The following is a 20,636-nucleotide window of genomic DNA, read 5'->3' as shown; positions in this document are numbered from 1 at the left end:
ATGTATGACATGTTACTATATGTTGAAATATGTCGGTTTTTGTGGTAAATTAAGATATTAAGACAGAATATTTCAAATGAAAATAAACTGGAATAAATGGGGCAGTTTGAGCAAATATCCCATCACCCTTTGACTATTGTGGAGGCCCAGGGAAATCGCTGACAGGCGGTATATATCCGAAGCAACTGTCAGAACAATTCTTAGAAGTGTATATAGCGAGCTTGATATCCATTTAAAAACAGAGCCGGATACCAAGGTTCTTATAAATAGCTCAAATATACTACATAACTGAGTATGTGAAAAAAATAATCTGCTGTATTCTCTAATCATAGCAGATTATTTTTGTATACTTCAATGGTAAATTGTATTTCAACAATTCAAAAGTATACAACTAATTAAAGACAATCAATGAAATGGCTGGTTATGGAGAAATAAACCAGTACCGAGGTGGCAGTAATGAGTAATAAGTATTCCAGATATATAGCCGTACAGACGGTCATTATGCTTATCATTTTCATGACGATTGTTTTCGTTCTTTTGCGTTCCCAGAAGTCAGAAGACAATTATGTTCTTTCAAGCATTGGACAATCTGTGTCCTATTCTATTCAGCAGCATATTGCCATAACAGAGGGCGTATTGACCTCCCTTGCTTATAATTATGACATTGATGATGAAATCGATAAACACAAATTTAATATTTTGTCATCCAAATATATGGAGGGAAACCCGGACATCCTATATATCCAGCATAAAGATAAGGATACGATCACAGATATGGTATATCCTGATACCTATGATTATACCATGGGCGCCTCCCTGCTTGGACGACCGGAGGTAGAGGAAGCCATTGAAAAGTCGATTAAAAACAGGATTATAACGGTCAATGATCCCTTTATCCTGAAGGGGACCCAGAATTTGCTGGGGCTGGTCATACGGTATCCTCTTTATAAGAACGATCAGTTTAACGGATTTTTTGTTGTGGTTTTTAACTTTAATACCTATATGGAAAGGGTGACCAGAGAGGCGGTACCGAATTCCTACCACATCAGTATCTATAATAGTAAAGGGGGGCTCATCTGGGGGGATTCCCCCTGGAAGGACAGAAATTCCTACATAGTCCAGATCCCGGTCATGGATACTTACTGGACAATGAAACTGTCAAAGGAAGGAAACAGTATCAATACCAACGGAGCGGTCATAGGGTTTATCTCGGTGCTGGTGCTGTTTCTTATGGGAGTACTCATCTATGTGCAGATGGGGCTCTTTAAAAAGGATGAAAACATCCAGCATCTTGCCAACCTTCACAAGGAACTGGAAAAGCTGAAGGAAAGCTATACCCTGGCTCTTGGCAGTGCGAATGATGCGCTCTGGGAATGGAATCTCATAACCGATGAGATCATTACTTCCGATAAATGGATCGATATTACCGGAAATGCCCCGAAAGGACATGGACTACGCGGGATATTACAGGAAGAAACCATTCATCAGGAAGATTATCAGGCAGTGCTGGCTGAATTTGACTCTTGCTTAAGGGGAGAGGCCCGGGAGTTTCACCGGGAGTACCGTATTAAAAATAAGGATGGCAGCTATACCTGGGTCTTGAACAAGGGTAAGGTTTATTTTGACGGTGAAGGCCTTCCTGGCAAGCTTGCAGGTGCAGTGTCCAATATTGAAGAACGCAAGCATAGAGAATCGAAGATGGAATACATGGCATTTTATGATATGCTGACAGGATTGCCTAATAAGGTGCAGTTTATGGGTACCCTTGAGGACACGTTAAGATGCATTGGAGAGGGGGTATGCAGATATTCCATACTTATGATTGATCTGGATAATTTCAAGATCCACAATGATTTACTTGGGCTTGATTTCTGCGACCAGCTGCTTAAACAGGTAGGCAACCGGCTGACACAGATCCTGGGGCAGGAAAATATGGTAGCAAGGTTCGGTGGGGATGAGTTTTTAATTCTTATCAGGAATCATCAGGACGTCAAAGAGGTGGAAATGATTTGCCAGAACATTCTAAGAATCTTTGACTCTCCTTTCGAGCTGATGGAAAAGTCTGTTTATTTATCTGTCAGCATTGGTGTTGTCCATGGTCTTGAAGCCGGCCAGACAGCAAATAATGTGCTTCGGAACGCCGATACAGCTCTTAACAAGGCGAAGGAAAGCGGTAAAAACCAGTACTGCATCTACGATGCACAGATGCATGATGAAATTATCAGAAAATCCAATGTGGAGGCATGTATCAGAGAGGCCCTGGCAAAAGATAATCTTCTCATTTATTATCAGCTGCAGCAGGATTTATCAAAGGATGAAATAAGAGGAGTGGAGGCTCTGGCAAGGCTTTATTCCGAAGAACTGGGGATGATCCTGCCCTTTGAGTTCATAGGGGTAGCCGAATATACGGGGTTAATTATTCCCCTTGGCAGCTGGATATTAAAAAATGCCTGTAAACAGGGAAAAGCCTGGATTGACAGCGGCTGTAAAATCGGAAGACTGTCCGTAAATATTTCCGTACACCAGCTGCGCCATAAGAATTTCTATGATCAGGTTGTGGAGATTCTGAAAGAGACACAGTTTCCGGTAAGCCAGCTGGAGCTGGAAATTACGGAAAGTGTCCTCCTGGAGCTTTCCCAGGACAATATCGAGGTCCTTAAAAAATTGCGGTCCCTTGGGGTCAGCATTGCGCTGGATGACTTTGGTACAGGGTATTCCTCCCTTAATTATTTAACGGTTCTCCCTATTGATATATTAAAAATTGACAAGTCATTTTTAAGAAGAGCTCTTGAAAGCGAAACAGAGCATCAGGTAATAAAAAGCATCACAGAGCTGGCCCATGGCCTGAACTTAAAGGTGGTGTGCGAAGGAGTGGAATCAGCGGAACAAAGAGAGATTCTTAAGGAGATGGGATGCGATTATATCCAGGGGTATTATTTTGCAAAGCCCGGTGATGCAGAAAGTATTGAAAAGTGGTTTCGAAAAGGACCATCAGCCACTTAGGAACAGAAAGGTGGAAGACGGAAGAAAGATTGCCAATGAAACGGCCGGTGCACTGTTCAGGATCGAAGAGGCAGAGGCCACAGCCTGTGACGTAACATGCTCCCCTTATGGCAGACCGATATAACAGGAAAATCTGTCTTCCATAAGGGGAGCATATATTATTTATTCAGAGATATGGTTATGTTGAAGGAAATCGTCAAGCATGAGCTTTTCGACTCCCGCTAAAATAGCGATTCCAATTCCATGGGGGTCGTTGAAGCGCCATCCAAGCTGCTGGTAATAAGAGCGGCTGAAGGAGCAGCCGGAGCCCTGGCAGACACCGTAAAGGTCGCCCTTCCGGTTGATTACCCTTTGCTTCATTCCTTTCCATGCCCGCTGAATGGATAAAACACTTTCCCGGCACAGCTTTGGGCTTAAAATTCCCAGGCGGATTCCCCTGGAAAGAGCGCAGATGAACATGGAAGTGGAGGAAGCCTCTTCATAGGTGGAAGGGTCGTCCAGAATCTGATGCCACAGTCCGTTTTCATCCTGTACCCGCAAAATACCTTCCACCATCTCATGGAAAAATCCGGCCACAGCCTTATAGTCAGGGTGATCCTCAGGGAGAACCAGAAGAAGCTCTGATAAGGCCAGCACCACCCAGCCGTTTCCCCGGCTCCAGGGGATTTTATTCATTTTCTTATATTCCAGATCCACAATATGGGACATCAGATTCTGACCCGGCATAAAGAAGTACTGCTTGAATAACTTTGCCTGGCGGCAAGCTTCTGTTACGTATTCCTCCTTTCCGCTTAACTGGTAGTAACGGCATAAAAACGGGATGCTCATGTACATATCATCGATCCACATGGTGTTGTCGTTTCTGGAGAACACCTGATCCGTTTCCCTTCGCTGACGGTTCATCATAAAATCAGCAATCACATCTGCCAGGGCACGAGCTTCTTCCGAGGGACACCGTCGGTTGGCTTCCAGCAGAAAGGAGCCAAAGGAGCCGCAGTCATCCAATTCGGTCAGCCAGCAAAGCTGGGTGTTCACTCCCGGATATCCGAATACTGATTTATCATAAATGGAATAATCATACACTGCCGCTGTCATCCGGGCATATTCCTGTACATATTCCAGCCAGTCCGGGCGATCGAGATATTCCCCCGCTTTTAACATGCCATAAAGGGTCACGCCGCAGGGATAGGTCCATTTTCCGTATAATTCCTGCTCCGCGAATATCCGCACAAAGGAATCTGGCAGGTCTGCCTTCCAGCAGCAGGTGCCTTTTGATCCGGAGTACACCTTATCCATGCCTTTCAAATGACTGATGGGCGGAATTTCCTTTTCAAATAGACCGGTATAGATCCATTCACCCTCATATCCTTTTACCCCGGTGCTAAGAGGCAGGGGACCGCCGGCATCCTGAAATTCAACTGCCAGACCTGTATCGTGGCCTGCTTTCTTTTGGCAAATTAGTATTACCTCATATCTTCCACTGGGCAGTGAGATTTCCTTTTCAAAGGCCCCTTCCAACCATTCTAAGTATAGATCCCCGTTGATATAGACTTTAAGCGGCTGACTGGAGCTTCCTTTGATCAGGACCCTGCCGGAATCCCCATGGAAGAAACTGCTTTTGGCAGCAGCGGTTCCCTGGCTGTCCAGACCGAAAATACGGGATAACGGGCAGGAGGAGACAGGCGCCTCATACTCCTGCCTTGGAAACCAGGGAAGCCCCTTAAAAGAACCGTTAATCAGAGCAGGGATATCCGCTGTCTCCCGGCCAATGGGAGGGCAATAGACAAAACCTGCCTGTCCCTTTCTTTCGGCCAAAGGCGCGGTAAAATGGGAGGGTTGCCATTGGGGCTGTGCATGGCGGAGAGAGAGACCGAAACCGATTTCCGTTTTTTCGGTTTCCAAAAGAAAGTGGTTAAGTCCGGCCTCAAGGGGAATGGAACATGTACAGCAGGATTTCAAGCCTTCCTGAGGCGGGAGAGAGTGAAATACATTTTCTCCATTCACCCATAAAACAGTCGGTCCGCAGCATTGGATCTGAAAATGGGAGACAGTTTGGCTGTGGCTGTATAAATCTCCTGCTCCATAGCAGACCTCTCCAACGGCGGCCTGGGGAAAGCGGCTGCCGAAATTGAATTGATACCAGCCTTTTGTATCGCATGTAATGCCGGATGTAAAATCCAGCCGGTACTGATAAGGCGCCTGGGGGTTATGCCCGATAAAACGGTTGGCCAATAGTGCAATTACTTCACGATCCCGCTCTCCATATACGTGGTAGGCGCTTTCTTCCCAATGGAAGTAACTACTATCGCAGACTTTGTTACTTTCGTATTTCATAAGGGGTTCCTCCTGTTAAGAATTTCGTTCCAAAAAAAGTTTCCTGGATTCTATATTAATATTATAATAGATTAAAGTATTACAAATCTTATGTAATCGGGACTTTTTTTGATAAAATCATACTTTTGGCTACTTACATGAAGATTGGAATCGAACGAAAAAAAATGTTTTAAAATTGTCTTTAACTATTATATAGAAAATGATAGAATTTAACATGTCATTCTGGTATGATTAAGCATAAATATCCTTTTAGCACAGGCTAATATAAAATACGTAAACATGATTAAAACTGGAGGTATTATTATGAAGTTTTGCTGGAGTACTTTAAACGTCAGGAATTTAGAAGAATCAATCAAATTTTATGAGGAAATCATCGGTCTGAAGGTGACCAGAAGATTCCCAGCCGGTCCTGGTACTGAAATTGCATTTTTAGGCGATGGGGAAACACAAATCGAATTTATATGCGGCGGGGACAGGGAAATTCATGTGGGAGATGATATCAGCTGGGGGTTTGAAGTGGAATCCCTTGATCAGACCCTTTCCCTGGCAAAGGAAAAAGGCGTGGTTATTTTGGGAGAGCCGGTGCAGCCAAATCCCCATGTGAGGTTTGCCTTTATAAAAGATCCTAATGGCATGAGAGTACAGCTTGTAGAAAATCTGGGGGATTGAACGGAAAAAACCAGGCAGCAGCGGACACTACAGAGCAAGGAGCAAAGAAAATGAAGCATTTGATTGATAAGCTGTATGAAACTCATAACCTGGATAAGGACGAGTTCATCTACCTGCTGGAAAATTATGATAAAGAAGACAGTGAATATTTATTTTCCCTGGCAAGGACCTACAGTCAGGACCATTATGAGAAGGAAGTTTATATCAGGGGTCTGATTGAATTTACGAATTACTGCCAAAATGACTGCTATTACTGCGGCATAAGAAGAGGCAATAAAAATGCCAGCCGGTACCGGTTAAGCAAGGAAGAGATCCTTTCCTGCTGTGAGTCCGGGTATGGGCTCGGCTTTCGGACCTTTGTGCTTCAGGGTGGAGAAGACCCTGCATTTACAGATGAAGTCATGGTGGATATTGTTAAAACCATCCGGGAGGAATATCCTGATTGTGCCATCACCCTTTCCATAGGGGAAAAAACCTATGACCAGTATTTAAAATATTATGAAGCAGGAGCAAACCGTTATCTCCTCCGCCATGAAACAGCGGATGAGGAACATTATTCCCGTCTTCATCCGGATTCCCTGTCCTTAGAAAACCGGAAGGAATGCTTAAGGAATTTAAAAAAGATCGGTTATCAGGTGGGCACCGGATTCATGGTAGGTTCCCCCTACCAGACCGCAAAGTGCCTGGCTGAAGATTTGGAGTTTATCAGAGAACTGTCTCCCCAGATGGTGGGTATTGGGCCTTTTATTCCTCATAAGGATACGCCCTTTGCCGATTTTCCTGCGGGAAGTGTTGACCTCACCCTGTTTCTCATAGGGATTTTAAGGTTGATGCTGCCGAATGCGCTACTGCCTTCTACCACAGCATTAGGGACCCTTGATCCCAAGGGAAGGGAAAAAGGGATCCTGTCAGGAGCCAATGTTCTGATGCCTAATTTGTCTCCTATTGGCGTCCGGAAGAAATATGAATTATATGACAACAAGATCTGTACCGGAGAGGAAGCAGCAGAATGTAATGTCTGTCTGAGAAACCGTGTTGCCTCCATTGGTTATAACGTGGTAGAAAAAAGAGGCGATTATAAAGAATGAGCCGTAGAAAGCCATGGTAATGTACTTTGACAAGAAGGCACGGCCCAGCCTGTGATGAACCAGGAGGAATTGATCGCAATTATAATAGGCAGAGCAGGCCATTTACCATTGGCTTGTATCTGCCTTCTTGTTAACATTCCAAAGAGGGATATGTACAGTTCATTTTACGGATGGAGGTTTTGAAATCAATGTTAAATATATTTGTTTGGTTCATGCTCATAGCTGCGATGGCTTCCGTCATGCTGATGGTATACGCCGTTGCAAGCCACAGTTCCGAGCGGTCATTTTTCCTGATCTTCGCTTCCATCTGTACCTTTTTGTACACTGCAGGCTATTTGCTGGAGATCATTTCTACCACCCTGGAAGCTTCCTTTATGGGAGTCCGGGTACAGAAAATGGGGACGCCGCTGCTTGTGGTTTTTAACTATCTTTTCATGCGGGATGTTTATGGGGAAAAGCGTTTCAGCGCTTCCGGATACTGCCTGCTTTTTGCTCTGCCTGTTTTTAACCTGTTCACCGCCCAGGCATATCCCATTGTGCGGCTGCACTACACTGGCATTGAATATTTTTATAACGGGTATTTTGCCAACTGTCAGGGGCATCCGGGACCAATGAGCTATGTGGCGACTGTTTATAATTTTCTGCTGGTTTCTTTAAGCATCCGGCGGATTCTCAAGCATTTAAAGGGCGGAAGCAAGCTGCAGAAGCGTCAGGGCGTTTGCCTGCTGGTGTCAATTCTGATTCCTCTTTTTGTTAATATATATCATATCATCTCCTACAATCACCTCCGGCCCGACATAAACCCCTTTGCGGTTTCGGTTTCGCTGGCCCTGCTCCTTTATTCCGTCAGGAATCAGAATCTGCTCAATGTGGTTCCTCTGGCACGGGCCCAGGTGATTGAATCCATGGCGGATGCCTTTATTGTCTGCGGCAGGGATTTCAGCTTCCTGGATGCAAACCAGGCGGCCAAGGAGCTGTTTCCGCAGCTGCGCACCCTGATTCCTGGTGAAACTATGGAGCAGGTGAAGCAGTTTGAAGGCCATAACGAATTATGCCTTCAGATAAACGGTGAGATGAGGTTTTACAAGGTGACTCAGACCCGCATCAGGCAAAGCAGCAAAGACAATGGAATCTGCATTGTATTCCATGACATCACTGATAAAGAAACCCAGCTTAAAAGTTTGTATGGCAAAGCCACCTTTGATCCTTTGATGCATATCTACAACCGGGCAGCCTTTTTTGACTTTGCAAGTCTTAAGTTGAATGCGGATGAAGCAAAGGAACAGCCTTATGGCCTTCTGATGATTGACCTTGACCATTTTAAGATGGTGAACGATACCTACGGCCACCCCTGCGGGGATATCGTGCTGGAGGCCATTGCAGCCATAGTTAGAAACCATTTCTCCAAGGGAGACATTGTGGGCCGTTACGGTGGTGAGGAAATTGTGGTCCTGATGGAGGACATCTCTGCCAGACAGATGCTTGATACGGTGGAAAAGCTCAGGGAAGTCATTGAACATAAAACGATTTATTGCCATGAGAACTCCATCTGTCTTACCGCCAGCATTGGAATGGCCCATTCTTCTGCCGGAAATGTTCATTCTCTGGAGGATATGATCCTTCAGGCAGACCTGGCACTGTATGAGGCCAAAAATGGCGGACGCAACTGCGCCTGTCTGTATGAAGCGCCCGTTTCTTAGTGCGAAGGAGATATTTGATTATTATTACCTGATTGAAATTATAAAACCGCTTATTATACCTGTGAAGATAATAAGCGGTTTATTCTATCTCAGCAAGGTTAAACCTGTTGAATGCGATAAGCTGTGGACTGTGGAGGAATGCTGGCGGTCTGGAAGTTGGAATGCTCGACCCTTACCAACTGCCCAGGCTGAAGAGAGCTGAAGCGAATAGGATTATTATTCCGGTCCAGGATTTCTGTAGCGCGGGAAACAACAAATCTCATCTGGTCCGCCCCATCATCGGGATTGCCGGTATTGAGGAAGCCATTTACAACATCCACGGAAACGATCCGGTCCGTCGTTACGCGGTACGCAGGCATTTTCAGGAATGCAACGATCCGGAAAGCCTTTGTTTGAGGGGGAATGCTCCTTGTCATGGCAGCGGAGAAATCGGCATTTATCCACATCCCCTTCCTGACAGTGCACAGGCTGATAGAGTCGCCGAATTGATTGACTAAGATTGTGTCCCAATCAACGTTCAATTGCAGGAGTTCAATATTGATCATTTCATTTCGGCCGGGTGCTGCGTAAGAAACCAGAACATGACCAGTTCTGCTGTTAGAAGTAAAAACATCTTCTACTAGTGCATTTTCAATGCGCAGGATGCTCCCGTCCTGGCTGATGGTTCCTCTCCTGCCTGCAGTGGTATCACTCATATAAATCCCCTTAATAGCATGTGAATTAATTAATATTATATGCTGATGCTGTAAAAAATTACTCTATGAGTTCTAAGAAGCAATAATCTTTGTTCACAGCGTGGAGCCAGAGGCCGTAAAGAAAATTTCAGGAATTTTAGCATTGATTATTGCCAGGAACAAGCGACATTTTTTCATGAATGTGATATACTGTTTTTTAGGTTGTATCTTTCGAAAAGCATTGGATTGTTCAATTGATTAACTGGAAAGAAGGGATTTTCCATTAAAAGGTACGATAAGTTAGTCAGGGACAGGATACCTGAAGTAATTGAAGCTAAAGGGAATAGAGCGGTGATATACAAAGGCGGAACTGGAGGAAGCGCGGGAAAAAAAGGCAAAAGACAGGGGCGGATTTTATAACAGAATTTTTCTGGAATATGTGGATGAGTAAATGAAAAGTGCTTACATGATATGCAAAAATATACATTCCAAAAAAAGGAGGAATGCGTTATCAGGCGTAAATACGCAATATTTCTATCCACAATTATCAGTATTATCTGCGCTGTCATGGTATGCTTTTATTTATTTTCTATTGCCAAGGTCGGCGGTATTTATATTGAAAAGTCAGAAGAAGCAATTTATAACATTAAGAAAGATTTTCTAAAGGATACGGTCAATAACCTGATTTCCGAAATTGGATTAAGGCGGGCGGCTAAATCATCACACATGGAAACCTTTATATCCAGAACATCTGATATCATTAATATGAAAAAGGATCTTCCGGATTCTGAATTCAATGATTTCTTTATCGGGTTTTTCCGGGATAATCCGGATTATAAATTTTTGACCGTGATCGTATGGGATAATGCTGCAGATAAAGTGACTTATGACCCGGAAAATCTGGCAGGAACCACCTGGAAGGATACTCTTAAGGCCAATAGCTCCGGTTTATCCTCTTACCGGGTTTTCAGTCACGGAGATTATTCATTCCTCTTTGGGACCACCAAAAACTACGTGGATGAGCTTGTTAAGGCGGACATTGCCAATGTGATCAGGAATTCCCAATTTGACGGAAGTACCTACATCTGGGTGAATGAGATACAGAATTATCAGGGAGGTAAAAATTATGCCATCCGAAGGATCCATCCCAACATGCCGGAAACAGAAGGAATCTACCTTTCCACGGATATGACTGATATCGCAGGAAACCATCCATATTTGACCGAACTTCAGGGAATCATTAAGGATGGAGAGCTGTTTTCCTCTTATTATTTCAAGGAACCAGGCAGTGATAAGGTATCCAGGAAGTTGTCTTATGCCAAGTTATATAAGGATTATAACTGGGTGGTCGCCATGGGAGTGTATCTTGATGATCTACAGCCCTATGTTGACCAGACGAATAAGGAAAGCAAAGAGATGGTATCCAGGATTACCCTTCTTTTGGTTTTACTGCTCATTGTTATATTAATCGCCAGCCTGTTTTCTGTTACCTTATTGGAAAAGATATATTACCGCCATGCGAAGAAGGCAATGGAATCTGAGCTTAACCAGGATGCCCTTACAAAGGCGGGGAGCAGGAGAAGCGGGACCAATGATTTGACCAATGCTTTTAAGGAATTCAAACGGACAGGCTTAAGCCCCGGAATTATGATGTGCGATGTAGACCATTTTAAAGGGATCAATGACAGATACGGCCATTCCACAGGGGATATGGCCTTGGCAGAATTTGTTAATGTAATGAAAGGCACCCTAAGAAGCACGGACAAGATCATCCGCTGGGGCGGAGATGAATTTATCATTATTCTTTATGGTATAGAAGAGAAGCATGTACTGGATTTTGGAAGCAAGTTTTTGACTTCCGTATCTTCTTTAAAAATACTGGATCACCATGAGGAGATCGGGATCACCGTATCCATCGGCTTTTCCTTCTTTAAGGAAGGAGATGAAGATTTTCACGGTGCATTAAATCGGGCGGATGAGGCCCTTTATAAGTCAAAGTCAGAAGGACGGAATCAGGCCAATATTATTTTATAGATAATAAGACCGGCAACGGTGCGGAACTGGAAAACCATGGAAAAGCTTTATTTTCTGGTGACGGCCAGGATCTCTTGGGAGTAACCTGGCTGTAAACGTAACGGCTTATGTAATGTTATTTATAGTTAGGGCAGGATCAGGCAGGGCGGCGGCAGTTTCCATATTTAAAAGATACATATGGTTAAACTTTTCAATGGCCGCCTTTTTTTGTTCCATAAGGGAATGGGAATACACATTAAGGGTAATGGACACGCTGGAATGGCCCAATAGTTCGCTGATGGTTTTTACATCCACCCCCAGCTCAAGGGCCCGGGTGGCAAAGGTATGACGGATGGCATGAAACTTTCGGTCCTGCACATGAGCTTCTTTTAATAGTTTCTTATAAAGCTTTTGAAAGCAGCGGGGATCTAAGGGAGTATCCCCTTCAGAAAATATATAATGGTCCGGGCTCGCATGAGAAAATCCCTGTTCCTCTGACATTTTTAACAGAAAATCCGGCAGGGGAATTTTTCTTAAAGATTTGCGGCTTTTCGGTGCGCCTACCTGCAGAGCTGTTTTGTTTTCACCCTCTTCAAAACGTTTGATTCTGGAAACGGTCCGTGCAATGGACAGGGTGCCGGCCTCCATATCAATATCTCCCCATTTCAGGGAACACAATTCTCCAAGGCGGATGCCTGTATAAAATGACAGGATGATCCCTGCCGCACGCTTGTCTTTGGAATTCAGTGCCGTATTTTCTATGAGTCTTTGCTCTTTTAAGGAAAAGACTTTAACCTCCTTGTCCTCCGGTTTTGGGACTTTTATCTGTTCAATGATGGAAAAACCCTCTGGCGCCCCCTTTAAGATTTCTTTTATAGCTATTTTAAAGATGGTAAGGTTTTTCTTCTTGGATGAATCTGCCAGGCTGGTATTTTCTCTTATGGTCTTTACAAAACAAAGAACAGAATCTTCCGTAATTTTACGATTTTTTTCCTCTTTAAAAAAAGGAATGACATATTTATTCATGCATCGGTAATAGCTTTCATAAGTGGAGGGCTTTACCCGAAGGGCGGCATCCTCCAGCCATGCCTCAAATAAGCAGCAGACATCGCTTCCATTCCAGGAAAGCTTCTCTCCAACGGATTCCTGGATTTCCTGGTGATTTTTCATCTTTTCTTTTACGCCTTTGTAGGTTCGTGAGTAGAAATACCGATACGTTCCATCCGATTTTAAACTCCTGCCTTCCCAGCGGCCGTCTTTCCGTTTGTAAATATTTTCTCCTCTTCGCGGCATTGTACAATACTCCTTTGCTTATCATATAGTTATTATATGACGTTTCTAATAACGGCAAATAATCCAAATATTACCAGATAAATAGTTATAAAATCCACAGATGCATCTGCATTGGAAGATATTATCAAGTATGGTTGACTTTTCCTCCAACATCAGATAAACTGAAAATAAGAAATAAGATTATGAAAAGGAAGTGAAACAATGGATGGCAATCCTCGAAGTCCTATATGCGGCTTCAACCCCCGGTATGAAAATAAAAACCAATATACCGGCGCTTTAAGCATGCGCCCGTCCATTGTTGTTAATACAAATGGGCTTCCTTAGCTTGTGCTTTTAACGCCGTCTATTGGGACGGCTTTTTTTATTGCTATTTTTATTTTCATTGGGGAATCATAATAAAGAAAGGATGATTCCAATGAAATTTATGAAAAAGAAAACAATCAGCACACAGATCCAGAAAAACAGGAACGACACGGAAAAAAAGCTCAGAACCTATGCATTTCTTGAGAAAGAAAATCTCCTGTCATCCCTTTCTGCCTCAATGGACGGCCTTACCAATGAGGAGGCCTTAGAAAGGCAGAATGAATTCGGAGCAAATGTAATCACGGCAGGAAATAAAGATACAACGCTCCACAGGCTTAGAGAAGCAGTTATTAATCCCTTTAACGTGATTTTACTTGTTATTGCGGCTGTTAATTATTTTACAGATGTCATTGCTTCCTCAAGGCCTGATTATCTGACTGTTTCCATCATCATTTTTCTGGTGATTGTCTCAAGCCTGATTTCCTTTGTCCAGAGTCAGCGTTCTAATGCCGCTGCGGAAAAGCTTTCAGAGATGATTTCCAACAAAGCAGATGTGTGGAGAGACGGAAAGCTTACTGAGACCCCCATGGATGAAGTGGTTCCGGGAGACATTGTCAAGCTTTCAGCAGGTCACATGCTTCCGGCAGATGTGTGTTTCCTGACCACCAAAGACACCTTTTTGGCTCAGGCCGCCCTCACCGGTGAGTCTGCTCCTGTAGAGAAATTCGCTGATGGGGACAATAATCCCGGTGATGCTTTGACGGATTTGAAAAATATCGGCTTTATGGGGTCTAATGTGGTAAGCGGAAGCGCCACAGCAGTGGTTCTGGAGACTGGTAATAACACGTATTTCGGCTCCATGGCCCAATCTCTGTCAGGTGACAGAGCCAAGACCAGCTTTGAACGGGGGGTGGAATCTGTCAGCGGGCTTCTGGTCAGAATGATGCTTGTCATGATCCCGGTTGTATTTTTAATTAACGGCATTGCAAAAGGAGACTGGGCCGGAGCCCTTCTTTTTGCCATCAGTATTGCAGTAGGTCTTACGCCGGAAATGCTGCCCATGATTATGACCTCCACCCTGGCTAAGGGAGCGGTTTCCATGTCCAGGCACAAAGTAATTGTCCGCACTCTTGGAGCGATACAGACCTTTGGGGAGATGGATGTGCTCTGTACCGATAAGACAGGAACTCTGACCGAAGATAAGGTGGTCCTGGAAAGATATATGAATCTAAAAGGGGATGAGGATACCAGAGTCCTGCGCCATGCTTACTTAAACAGCTATTTTCAAACTGGCCTTAAGAACCTTATTGATCTGGCGATCATAAACCGTGCCGAACAGAACGAAATGGAGTCTGTTTTAAGCTCTTACAGCCGTATTGATGAAATTCCTTTTGATTTTACACGGCGCCGGATGAGCGTGGTTTTGACCGACCAAAAGGGAAAACTCCAGCTGATTACAAAGGGAGCGGTGGAAGAAATCCTGGAGATCTCATCCTTTGTGGAGATGAACGGGAGCGTTCTGCCAATGGATGAGGAAACCCGGCGTATCGCCATGGCGACCTATGAAACGTATAATAACGATGGTCTGCGGATCATTGCCGTTGCCCAGAAGAACGAGGTCCCTGGTATGGGGGTATTCAGCGTGGACGATGAGCGGGATATGGTTTTAATCGGCTTTATCGGCTTTCTTGATCCGCCAAAGGAGAGTGCAGGCACCGCAATTGCCGCCCTTCGGGAGCATGGGGTGAGAACGGTCGTCCTCACCGGAGACAGTGAGGGAGTGGCAGCAAAAGTATGCAGCAAAGTGGGCGTAGATGCTTCCAATATGATGACAGGCCGGGATGTGGAGCAGATGGATGACAAAGAGCTTTTACAAGCAACAGGCATATGCAACTTGTTTGCAAAATTATCTCCATCCCAGAAGGAACGGGTAGTAAAAGCATTCCAGAGCGCAGGTCATACGGTGGGGTATATGGGTGACGGCATTAATGATGCACCGCCCCTGCACCAGGCAGATGTGGGGATATCCATTGACAGCGCCGTGGATATTGCCAAGGAAACCGCCGATATCATTCTTCTGGAAAAGGATTTAATGGTTTTGGAGGAAGGTGTCATAGAAGGCCGCCGTACGTTTGGAAACATCATCAAATATATTAAGATGGCGGCAAGCGGCAATTTCGGAAACATGATTTCCGTTATTGTTGCCAGTCTGCTCCTGCCGTTTCTGCCCATGCTGCCGGTGCAGATATTGACTCAGAATCTGCTGTGCGATTTTTCCCAGATGGGCATACCCTTTGATGATGTGGATAAGGAATATTTAAAAAAGCCACATAGATGGGAAACAAAGTCCATCAAATCCTTTATGACTTTTTTTGGTCCTCTCAGCTCAATTTTTGATATCCTGTGTTATGCTGTTATGTGGTGGGCCATTGGCGCCAATAAAGTGGAGCTTTCCCCACTCTTTCATTGCGGCTGGTTCGTCTTCGGAACCATATCACAGGTACTGGTCATCCACTTGATCCGTACTGAGAAGCTGCCCTTTGTGCAAAGCAGGCCTTCCATGCCCCTGTTCTTTTCAACATTTATCGTTGTGGTCCTTGCATTGGTCATTGGATTTACAGGCCTCTCCGTAGGCTTTGATATGTACCGCCTGCCGGTACAGTTCATTCCATGGCTTGCTTTGATCCTGATCGGCTATCTTGCGGCTGTACAGATGATGAAAAAAGTATATATAAACCGATATAAGGAATGGATGTAACGTTCCTCCAGTCAGAGAAAGAGCAGCCGGCTTGTTTTGGCCTGACTGCTCTTTTGGTTTTCTTTTTTATGTTTCTCCTTCGCCATTCACGTGAGCTTTAATGGCTGCAAAGCTTTCCTCGCTTATTACGTGCTCAACCCGGCAGGCATCCTCCAGTGCGGTCTTAGGAGTTACCCCAAGGGCTATCAGCCACTCCGAAAGCAAAGTGTGGCGTTCGTATATCTTTTCTGCGATTTCAAGTCCCTTTTGCTGCAAAGTGATGTGACCGTTTTCGTCTATCCCGATGTATCCGTTTTCCCTGAGATTTTTCATTGCCACGCTGACGCTTGGTTTGGAAAAGTCCAGTTCTTCGGCAATGTCTATGGAGCGCACATAGCTGTTGCGCTTCTTAAGCATCAGGATCGTTTCCAGATAGTTTTCGGCAGATTCCTGTATCTTCATATCATCACCCTCTTTCCTGCTTTCTTTGAATATTCCTTTATTTTAACATGAACTGGTACAACTTTTCAAGATGGCTTCTCCTTATATTATTTTGTTACCTGCTTATTTTGGTTACAGAAAATCCGTGTTACCATTTTTTTGTTGAAATATGTCAGAATTTTTATTATAATGTATTATGGTTGACTTTATCATTTTGCAGATACCCTTAGGGCGAAGCAATCGGGCTGTGCAGACAAAGATATGGGGGGGAGGCATATGTTCAATGTTTTTCATGTAGGAGAAGAGAAGGATTTTTCCTGGAGCATGATAGGGAATGTGGCAGAAGGGAGAAGGAATCTGGCGTCCCTGCAAAACAGCCTGGAGGTACATAAGATAGGCATTCTAAGAATTGAAAAGTTTGATCCCCGCACTGGAGATGTGGTCCTGACTGTTGGGGAAGACCTGGATTGTTCCGGACTCCCTGTGACGGGAGATCAAGTGTGTAATTATGACGAAGGATTTCTTTCCGGCGTTTTAAAGGAATACACGGGAAAGGATTATCTTGTAAAAGAGGTTGATTGCTGGGCCAGCGGTGCACGTATATGCAGATTTGAGGCTAATGTCGATCAACAGGCGAAGGTGTAGTGGATGACAGAAAAAGATGCGTCTGTACTTTTGGATCAGATTCGCAATATCATTTTAAATAAGCCGGTTATCGGGGAGCTGGAGGAGAAGGCACAGGTATATTCAGATCTGGAGCAGGCAGTTTTCTATCTTTCTCACTGTCTTATGGAATCCAATGAGCTTCTTAAGAACCTGGCAGAAGGGAACTTAAATGTTCCACTGCCTGACCGCCACAATTTTCAGGCAGGTGAATTAAAACAGCTTCATGCTGCTTTGAAGCATCTGGCGTGGCAGACAGAACAGGTGATCAAGGGAGATTATAAGCAGCGGGTGAATTTCATGGGGGATTTTTCCCAGGCATTTAATGAAATGGTAGTCCAGCTGGAAATAAGGGAAAATGAGTTGAAAGAGCAGGCAGATAAGATCAAAAGGTTTAATAGGCTGCTGATATTCATTATGGACAGTCTGAAGGAATGGGTTGTTGTTATAGATGAAGAGAACGGGACGGTATTATATACCAATGATTCAGCCAGAAAGAGGTTTTATGACCCCGGGACAAGGCAATTTGCCTGCGGGGGAGAAGATTGCCCCTTAATGGCCCGCTTAAGGTCCCATACCGGCCTGGAACAGGAATTGCGGTATGAATTCAAATGCTCCCGCAATAAGACCTTCCAGGTAAGGTCCTATTCCTTGTTGTGGGAGGAGAAAAAGGCGGTGGTCCATCTCATGACGGATGTTACATATCAGAGGGAAAATGAAGCCTTCCTGGAGGTCATGGCCTATAAGGATGAACTGACCGGGCTGGATAACCGGCGCAGCGGCCTGCGTACCATTGACTCCTATATACAAAAGGGCATTCCTTTTTCCCTTTGCATGATTGATATGGACGGGCTGAAAAATATCAATGACCTGTGCGGGCATTTATACGGAGATGAATATATAAAGTCTGTTTCGCAAGTGCTGAAGGACTCTGCCCGGGAGATAGACATTACATGCCGGTTCGGAGGCGATGAGTTCATCATGCTGTTCCGGGAATGCGACGAACAGACGGCAGAGGAAAGGATGGACTTAATCGATAAGAAGCTGTCTGAAGTTGCGAAGGTCTATCCGATGTCCATCAGCTATGGAGTGGTTTATGTTGAAGAGGGGACGGAATTGTCTCCGGAAGCCGCTTTAAATATAGCAGATGAAAGAATGTACCGATTTAAAAGGCGGCGAAAGAAGAAAAATAACGGGTTAGGCAGCAAAGGAATTTAGAAAGCTCAACTTTTCTTGTGTTTTTTATGATTTTACATTATAATGATAGGCAGGTTAAAACGAAATAGGAGCAAGAAAAGAATGAGATTTATTGGAAGCAAGACATTGCTGCTGGACCAGATTAAGCATGTGATTGATGAAAAGGCGCCGGGAGCGGAGAGCTTTTGTGATATATTTTCTGGAACCGCAGCGGTTGCCAGATATTTTAAACAGTGGTACCAGGTCTGTTCCAATGACCTGCTGTACTTTTCCTATGTGCTGCAAAGGGCCACCGTCGAGAATGACAGTGTGCCGGAATTTGCCCGTTTGCAGGAAGAAACCGGGATCACAGATCCGGTGGATTTTTTTAACGGCAGGGAAAAAAAGGATTTAGAAGAGCTGCCAAAGGAGCGCCGGTTTTTTCAGAATACCTATGCTCCCACAGGCGGCCGCATGTATTTAAATGACGAGAATGCTCTGCGCATTGACTTTGCAAGGTGCACCGTGGAAGACTGGAAGGCCGCCGGACTGCTTAGTGAGGACGAGTATTATTATCTGGTCGCCTGCATCGTGGAGGGGATCCCTTTTGTTTCCAATACCTCAGGAACCTATGGTGCATTCCATAAAGCCTGGGAGAGGCGGAGCTACAAGCGGTATGAGCTGTACCGGCTGGCTGTGACACACAATGGAAAGCAGAACCGCTCTTTTAATGAAAACGGAGTGGATCTTTTAACACGCCTTAAGGGGGACATCCTCTATATTGATCCTCCCTATAATGCGCGCCAGTATCTTTCCAATTACCATGTCCTTGAGACAGCTGCCAGATATGATTATCCAGAGGTGCGGGGAGTTACCGGGCAGCGGCCTGACGAAGGGCAGAAATCAGAGTTCTGTATGAAGAATAAGGTGGTTCCGGCATTTGAAGAGTTGCTTGAGAATGCGCAGTTTAAGCATATCATCTTAAGCTACAGCACGGACGGACTTATGACGGTAGATGAAATTGAAAAGGCCATGAAAAAGCACGGGAAGCCGGAAACCTTCCAGATCTATGAGATCCCATACCGCAGATATAAGAGCCGGAAGGTGAAGGAAACAGAACGGTTACGGGAGCTTTTGTTCTATATGGAAAAGCAGGTGCCGCCATGTACATAAAAAGTCCTCTAAACTATACTGGGGGGAAATTCAAGATCCTGGAACCCATTTTTGAGGCGTTTCCAAAGAATATCCGCACATTTGTGGATGTCTTTGCTGGGGGCTTCAACGTAGGGATCAATGTGGATGCCAGGCAGATCGTCTGCAATGACCAGATCATGTATCTCATCGAACTGTACCAGATGTTCCGTTCCACCGGCATCAGGGATATTCTGGAGAGGATTCAGGGGCTGATCTCAAAATATGAACTGACACAGCAGAACAGGGAAGGGTATTACGCGCTTCGGTCAGACTATAACAAAACGAAGGATTTAACGGAGCTGTTTGTCCTGGCCTGTTATGCATTTAACCATCAGATACGCTTTAATAACAGCCATGAATTCAATTCACCCTTTGGAAGGAACAGAAGCTCCTTTAACGGCAGCATTGAAAAGAATTTAACGGAGTTCTGCCAGGCTCTTCAGGAGAAGAACATTGAGTTTTCAAATCTGGACTTTCTGGAACTGGATTATACTGGCCTGGGACCGGAAGACCTGGTTTACTGCGATCCGCCTTATCTGATCTCAACGGGGAATTATAACGATGGGAACCGTGGATTCAAGGACTGGAAGGAACGGGAGGAGCAGGCCCTTTTGGACCTTTTAGACCGGCTTCATAAACAAGGCACCCGGTTTGCCCTGTCCAATGTCCTTTATCATAAGGGATTGTCCAATGACCTTCTCATTGAGTGGAGCAAGGGGTATCAGGTTCATTATATCGATCATACCTATTCCAACTGCAGCTATCAGTTTAAAGAGAGGGATGCGGTTACGGTTGAGGTGCTGATCACCAATTATTAATAAAGGCAATTTGTCAGGACAAGGTTAATCCTGTATGTTTAAGGGAAGTCATTATAAGACTTCCCTTTATTTGGCTTTCAAACTGTTAAAGCCGGCACCGTATTTTATGAAACAATTTTTATGGGTAAGAGAATTGCTGTTCCATCCACTCAGTCATACTATTACCGGATCAAGCAGTCAGAATTTTTACCTATATCTTATTCACGGACATTCCGCTTCATCCAACCGGCAGTTTTTAAGATTTGAAATGCCTCAACCGCCTTACGGCAGACATTGCCTAGAAAGCTATGAACATGATAGCTGAAATACACAAGCGGCATATAAAAAAATACGTTCCGGCTGAATAAACTGGATAACATAAACAAATCACCCAAAAACGCGAAGCATAGGACAAAGCTGCAAATTAGTCCAATCAACAGCCATCGAATGGGCTGCGTATACGGTTTTGCCAACTTTGCCAGCTGGTAAAAGCCCATGATCCCTATTAGGAAGACGACCATAGTTGAAGATTCCGTTGTGGGGATATGAAA

15 protein-coding genes are annotated in these 20,636 nt (G+C 44.5%); 10 read left to right on the top strand and 5 right to left on the bottom strand.

Features of this window, described 5'->3' with window-relative positions; genetic code table 11:
• Positions 1-456 precede the first annotated feature (456 nt).
• Positions 457-3,003 (top strand): bifunctional diguanylate cyclase/phosphodiesterase, encoded by a 2,547-nt coding sequence (locus tag RT269_RS10605; RefSeq protein ID WP_313182481.1) that lies wholly within the window; start codon positions 457-459, stop codon positions 3,001-3,003.
• 162 nt (positions 3,004-3,165) lie between these two features.
• On the opposite strand, the gene RT269_RS10600 is transcribed toward RT269_RS10605, so the two are convergent.
• Positions 3,166-5,337: a glycoside hydrolase family 88/105 protein gene (locus RT269_RS10600; protein ID WP_313182480.1), complete on the bottom strand. Its 2,172-nt coding sequence runs from the start codon at positions 5,335-5,337 to the stop codon at positions 3,166-3,168.
• 303 nt (positions 5,338-5,640) lie between these two features.
• Here RT269_RS10600 and RT269_RS10595 point away from each other — a divergent pair, with 303 nt between their 5' ends.
• The 3 genes from RT269_RS10595 (at position 5,641) to RT269_RS10585 (ending at position 8,794) form a co-directional block, all read left to right on the top strand.
• On the top strand, positions 5,641-6,006 hold the full coding sequence (locus tag RT269_RS10595; RefSeq protein ID WP_313182479.1) for a VOC family protein: 366 nt from the start codon (positions 5,641-5,643) through the stop codon (positions 6,004-6,006).
• 50 nt (positions 6,007-6,056) lie between these two features.
• Positions 6,057-7,094 carry a [FeFe] hydrogenase H-cluster radical SAM maturase HydE gene (gene hydE, locus RT269_RS10590; RefSeq protein ID WP_313182478.1) on the top strand — a complete coding sequence of 346 codons (1,038 nt, stop codon included), beginning with the start codon at positions 6,057-6,059 and terminating at the stop codon, positions 7,092-7,094.
• A gap of 188 nt (positions 7,095-7,282) precedes the next feature.
• Positions 7,283-8,794 carry a histidine kinase N-terminal 7TM domain-containing diguanylate cyclase gene (locus RT269_RS10585; protein ID WP_313182477.1) on the top strand — a complete coding sequence of 504 codons (1,512 nt, stop codon included), beginning with the start codon at positions 7,283-7,285 and terminating at the stop codon, positions 8,792-8,794.
• A 98-nt stretch (positions 8,795-8,892) separates the two neighbouring features.
• Here RT269_RS10585 and RT269_RS10580 read toward each other — a convergent pair whose 3' ends face one another.
• On the bottom strand, positions 8,893-9,489 hold the full coding sequence (locus RT269_RS10580) for a hypothetical protein (protein ID WP_313182476.1): 597 nt from the start codon (positions 9,487-9,489) through the stop codon (positions 8,893-8,895).
• Between the two features lie 450 nt (positions 9,490-9,939).
• On the opposite strand from RT269_RS10580, the gene RT269_RS10575 reads away from it, so the two are divergent.
• Positions 9,940-11,502, top strand: coding sequence for a sensor domain-containing diguanylate cyclase (locus RT269_RS10575; RefSeq protein ID WP_313182475.1), 1,563 nt, complete (start codon positions 9,940-9,942; stop codon positions 11,500-11,502).
• 105 nt (positions 11,503-11,607) lie between these two features.
• On the opposite strand, the gene RT269_RS10570 is transcribed toward RT269_RS10575, so the two are convergent.
• Positions 11,608-12,774: a tyrosine-type recombinase/integrase gene (locus RT269_RS10570; RefSeq protein ID WP_313182474.1), complete on the bottom strand. Its 1,167-nt coding sequence runs from the start codon at positions 12,772-12,774 to the stop codon at positions 11,608-11,610.
• A 415-nt stretch (positions 12,775-13,189) separates the two neighbouring features.
• Here RT269_RS10570 and mgtA point away from each other — a divergent pair, with 415 nt between their 5' ends.
• Complete coding sequence (gene mgtA / locus RT269_RS10565; RefSeq protein WP_313182472.1) at positions 13,190-15,835, top strand: magnesium-translocating P-type ATPase; 2,646 nt, start codon at positions 13,190-13,192, stop codon at positions 15,833-15,835.
• 66 nt (positions 15,836-15,901) lie between these two features.
• Here the strand turns inward: mgtA and RT269_RS10560 are convergent, their stop codons facing one another.
• Positions 15,902-16,276: a metal-dependent transcriptional regulator gene (locus RT269_RS10560; RefSeq protein ID WP_313182471.1), complete on the bottom strand. Its 375-nt coding sequence runs from the start codon at positions 16,274-16,276 to the stop codon at positions 15,902-15,904.
• 255 nt (positions 16,277-16,531) lie between these two features.
• On the opposite strand from RT269_RS10560, the gene RT269_RS10555 reads away from it, so the two are divergent.
• The 4 genes from RT269_RS10555 (at position 16,532) to RT269_RS10540 (ending at position 20,106) form a co-directional block, all read left to right on the top strand.
• On the top strand, positions 16,532-16,900 hold the full coding sequence (locus RT269_RS10555; RefSeq protein ID WP_313182470.1) for a 4-vinyl reductase: 369 nt from the start codon (positions 16,532-16,534) through the stop codon (positions 16,898-16,900).
• A gap of 3 nt (positions 16,901-16,903) precedes the next feature.
• The gene (locus tag RT269_RS10550) at positions 16,904-18,136 is read left to right on the top strand and encodes a sensor domain-containing diguanylate cyclase (RefSeq protein ID WP_313182468.1); all 1,233 of its coding nucleotides are present in this window, start codon (positions 16,904-16,906) and stop codon (positions 18,134-18,136) included.
• Positions 18,137-18,217: 81 nt separating this feature from the next.
• The gene (locus tag RT269_RS10545; RefSeq protein WP_313182466.1) at positions 18,218-19,267 is read left to right on the top strand and encodes a DNA adenine methylase; all 1,050 of its coding nucleotides are present in this window, start codon (positions 18,218-18,220) and stop codon (positions 19,265-19,267) included.
• Positions 19,258-20,106: a DNA adenine methylase gene (locus RT269_RS10540; protein ID WP_313182464.1), complete on the top strand. Its 849-nt coding sequence runs from the start codon at positions 19,258-19,260 to the stop codon at positions 20,104-20,106. Before RT269_RS10545 ends, RT269_RS10540 begins: the two co-directional genes overlap by 10 nt.
• 197 nt (positions 20,107-20,303) lie before the next feature.
• Here RT269_RS10540 and RT269_RS10535 read toward each other — a convergent pair.
• On the bottom strand, positions 20,304-20,636 hold a 333-nt coding region (locus tag RT269_RS10535), incomplete at its 5' end, for a hypothetical protein (RefSeq protein WP_313182462.1).

The organism is Lacrimispora sp. (assembly GCF_032078915.1).
In the GTDB taxonomy this organism is placed as follows: domain Bacteria; phylum Bacillota; class Clostridia; order Lachnospirales; family Lachnospiraceae; genus Lacrimispora.
Note: the sequence above shows the minus strand (reverse complement) of the source record. Positions and strands in the feature narration are given on the sequence as shown.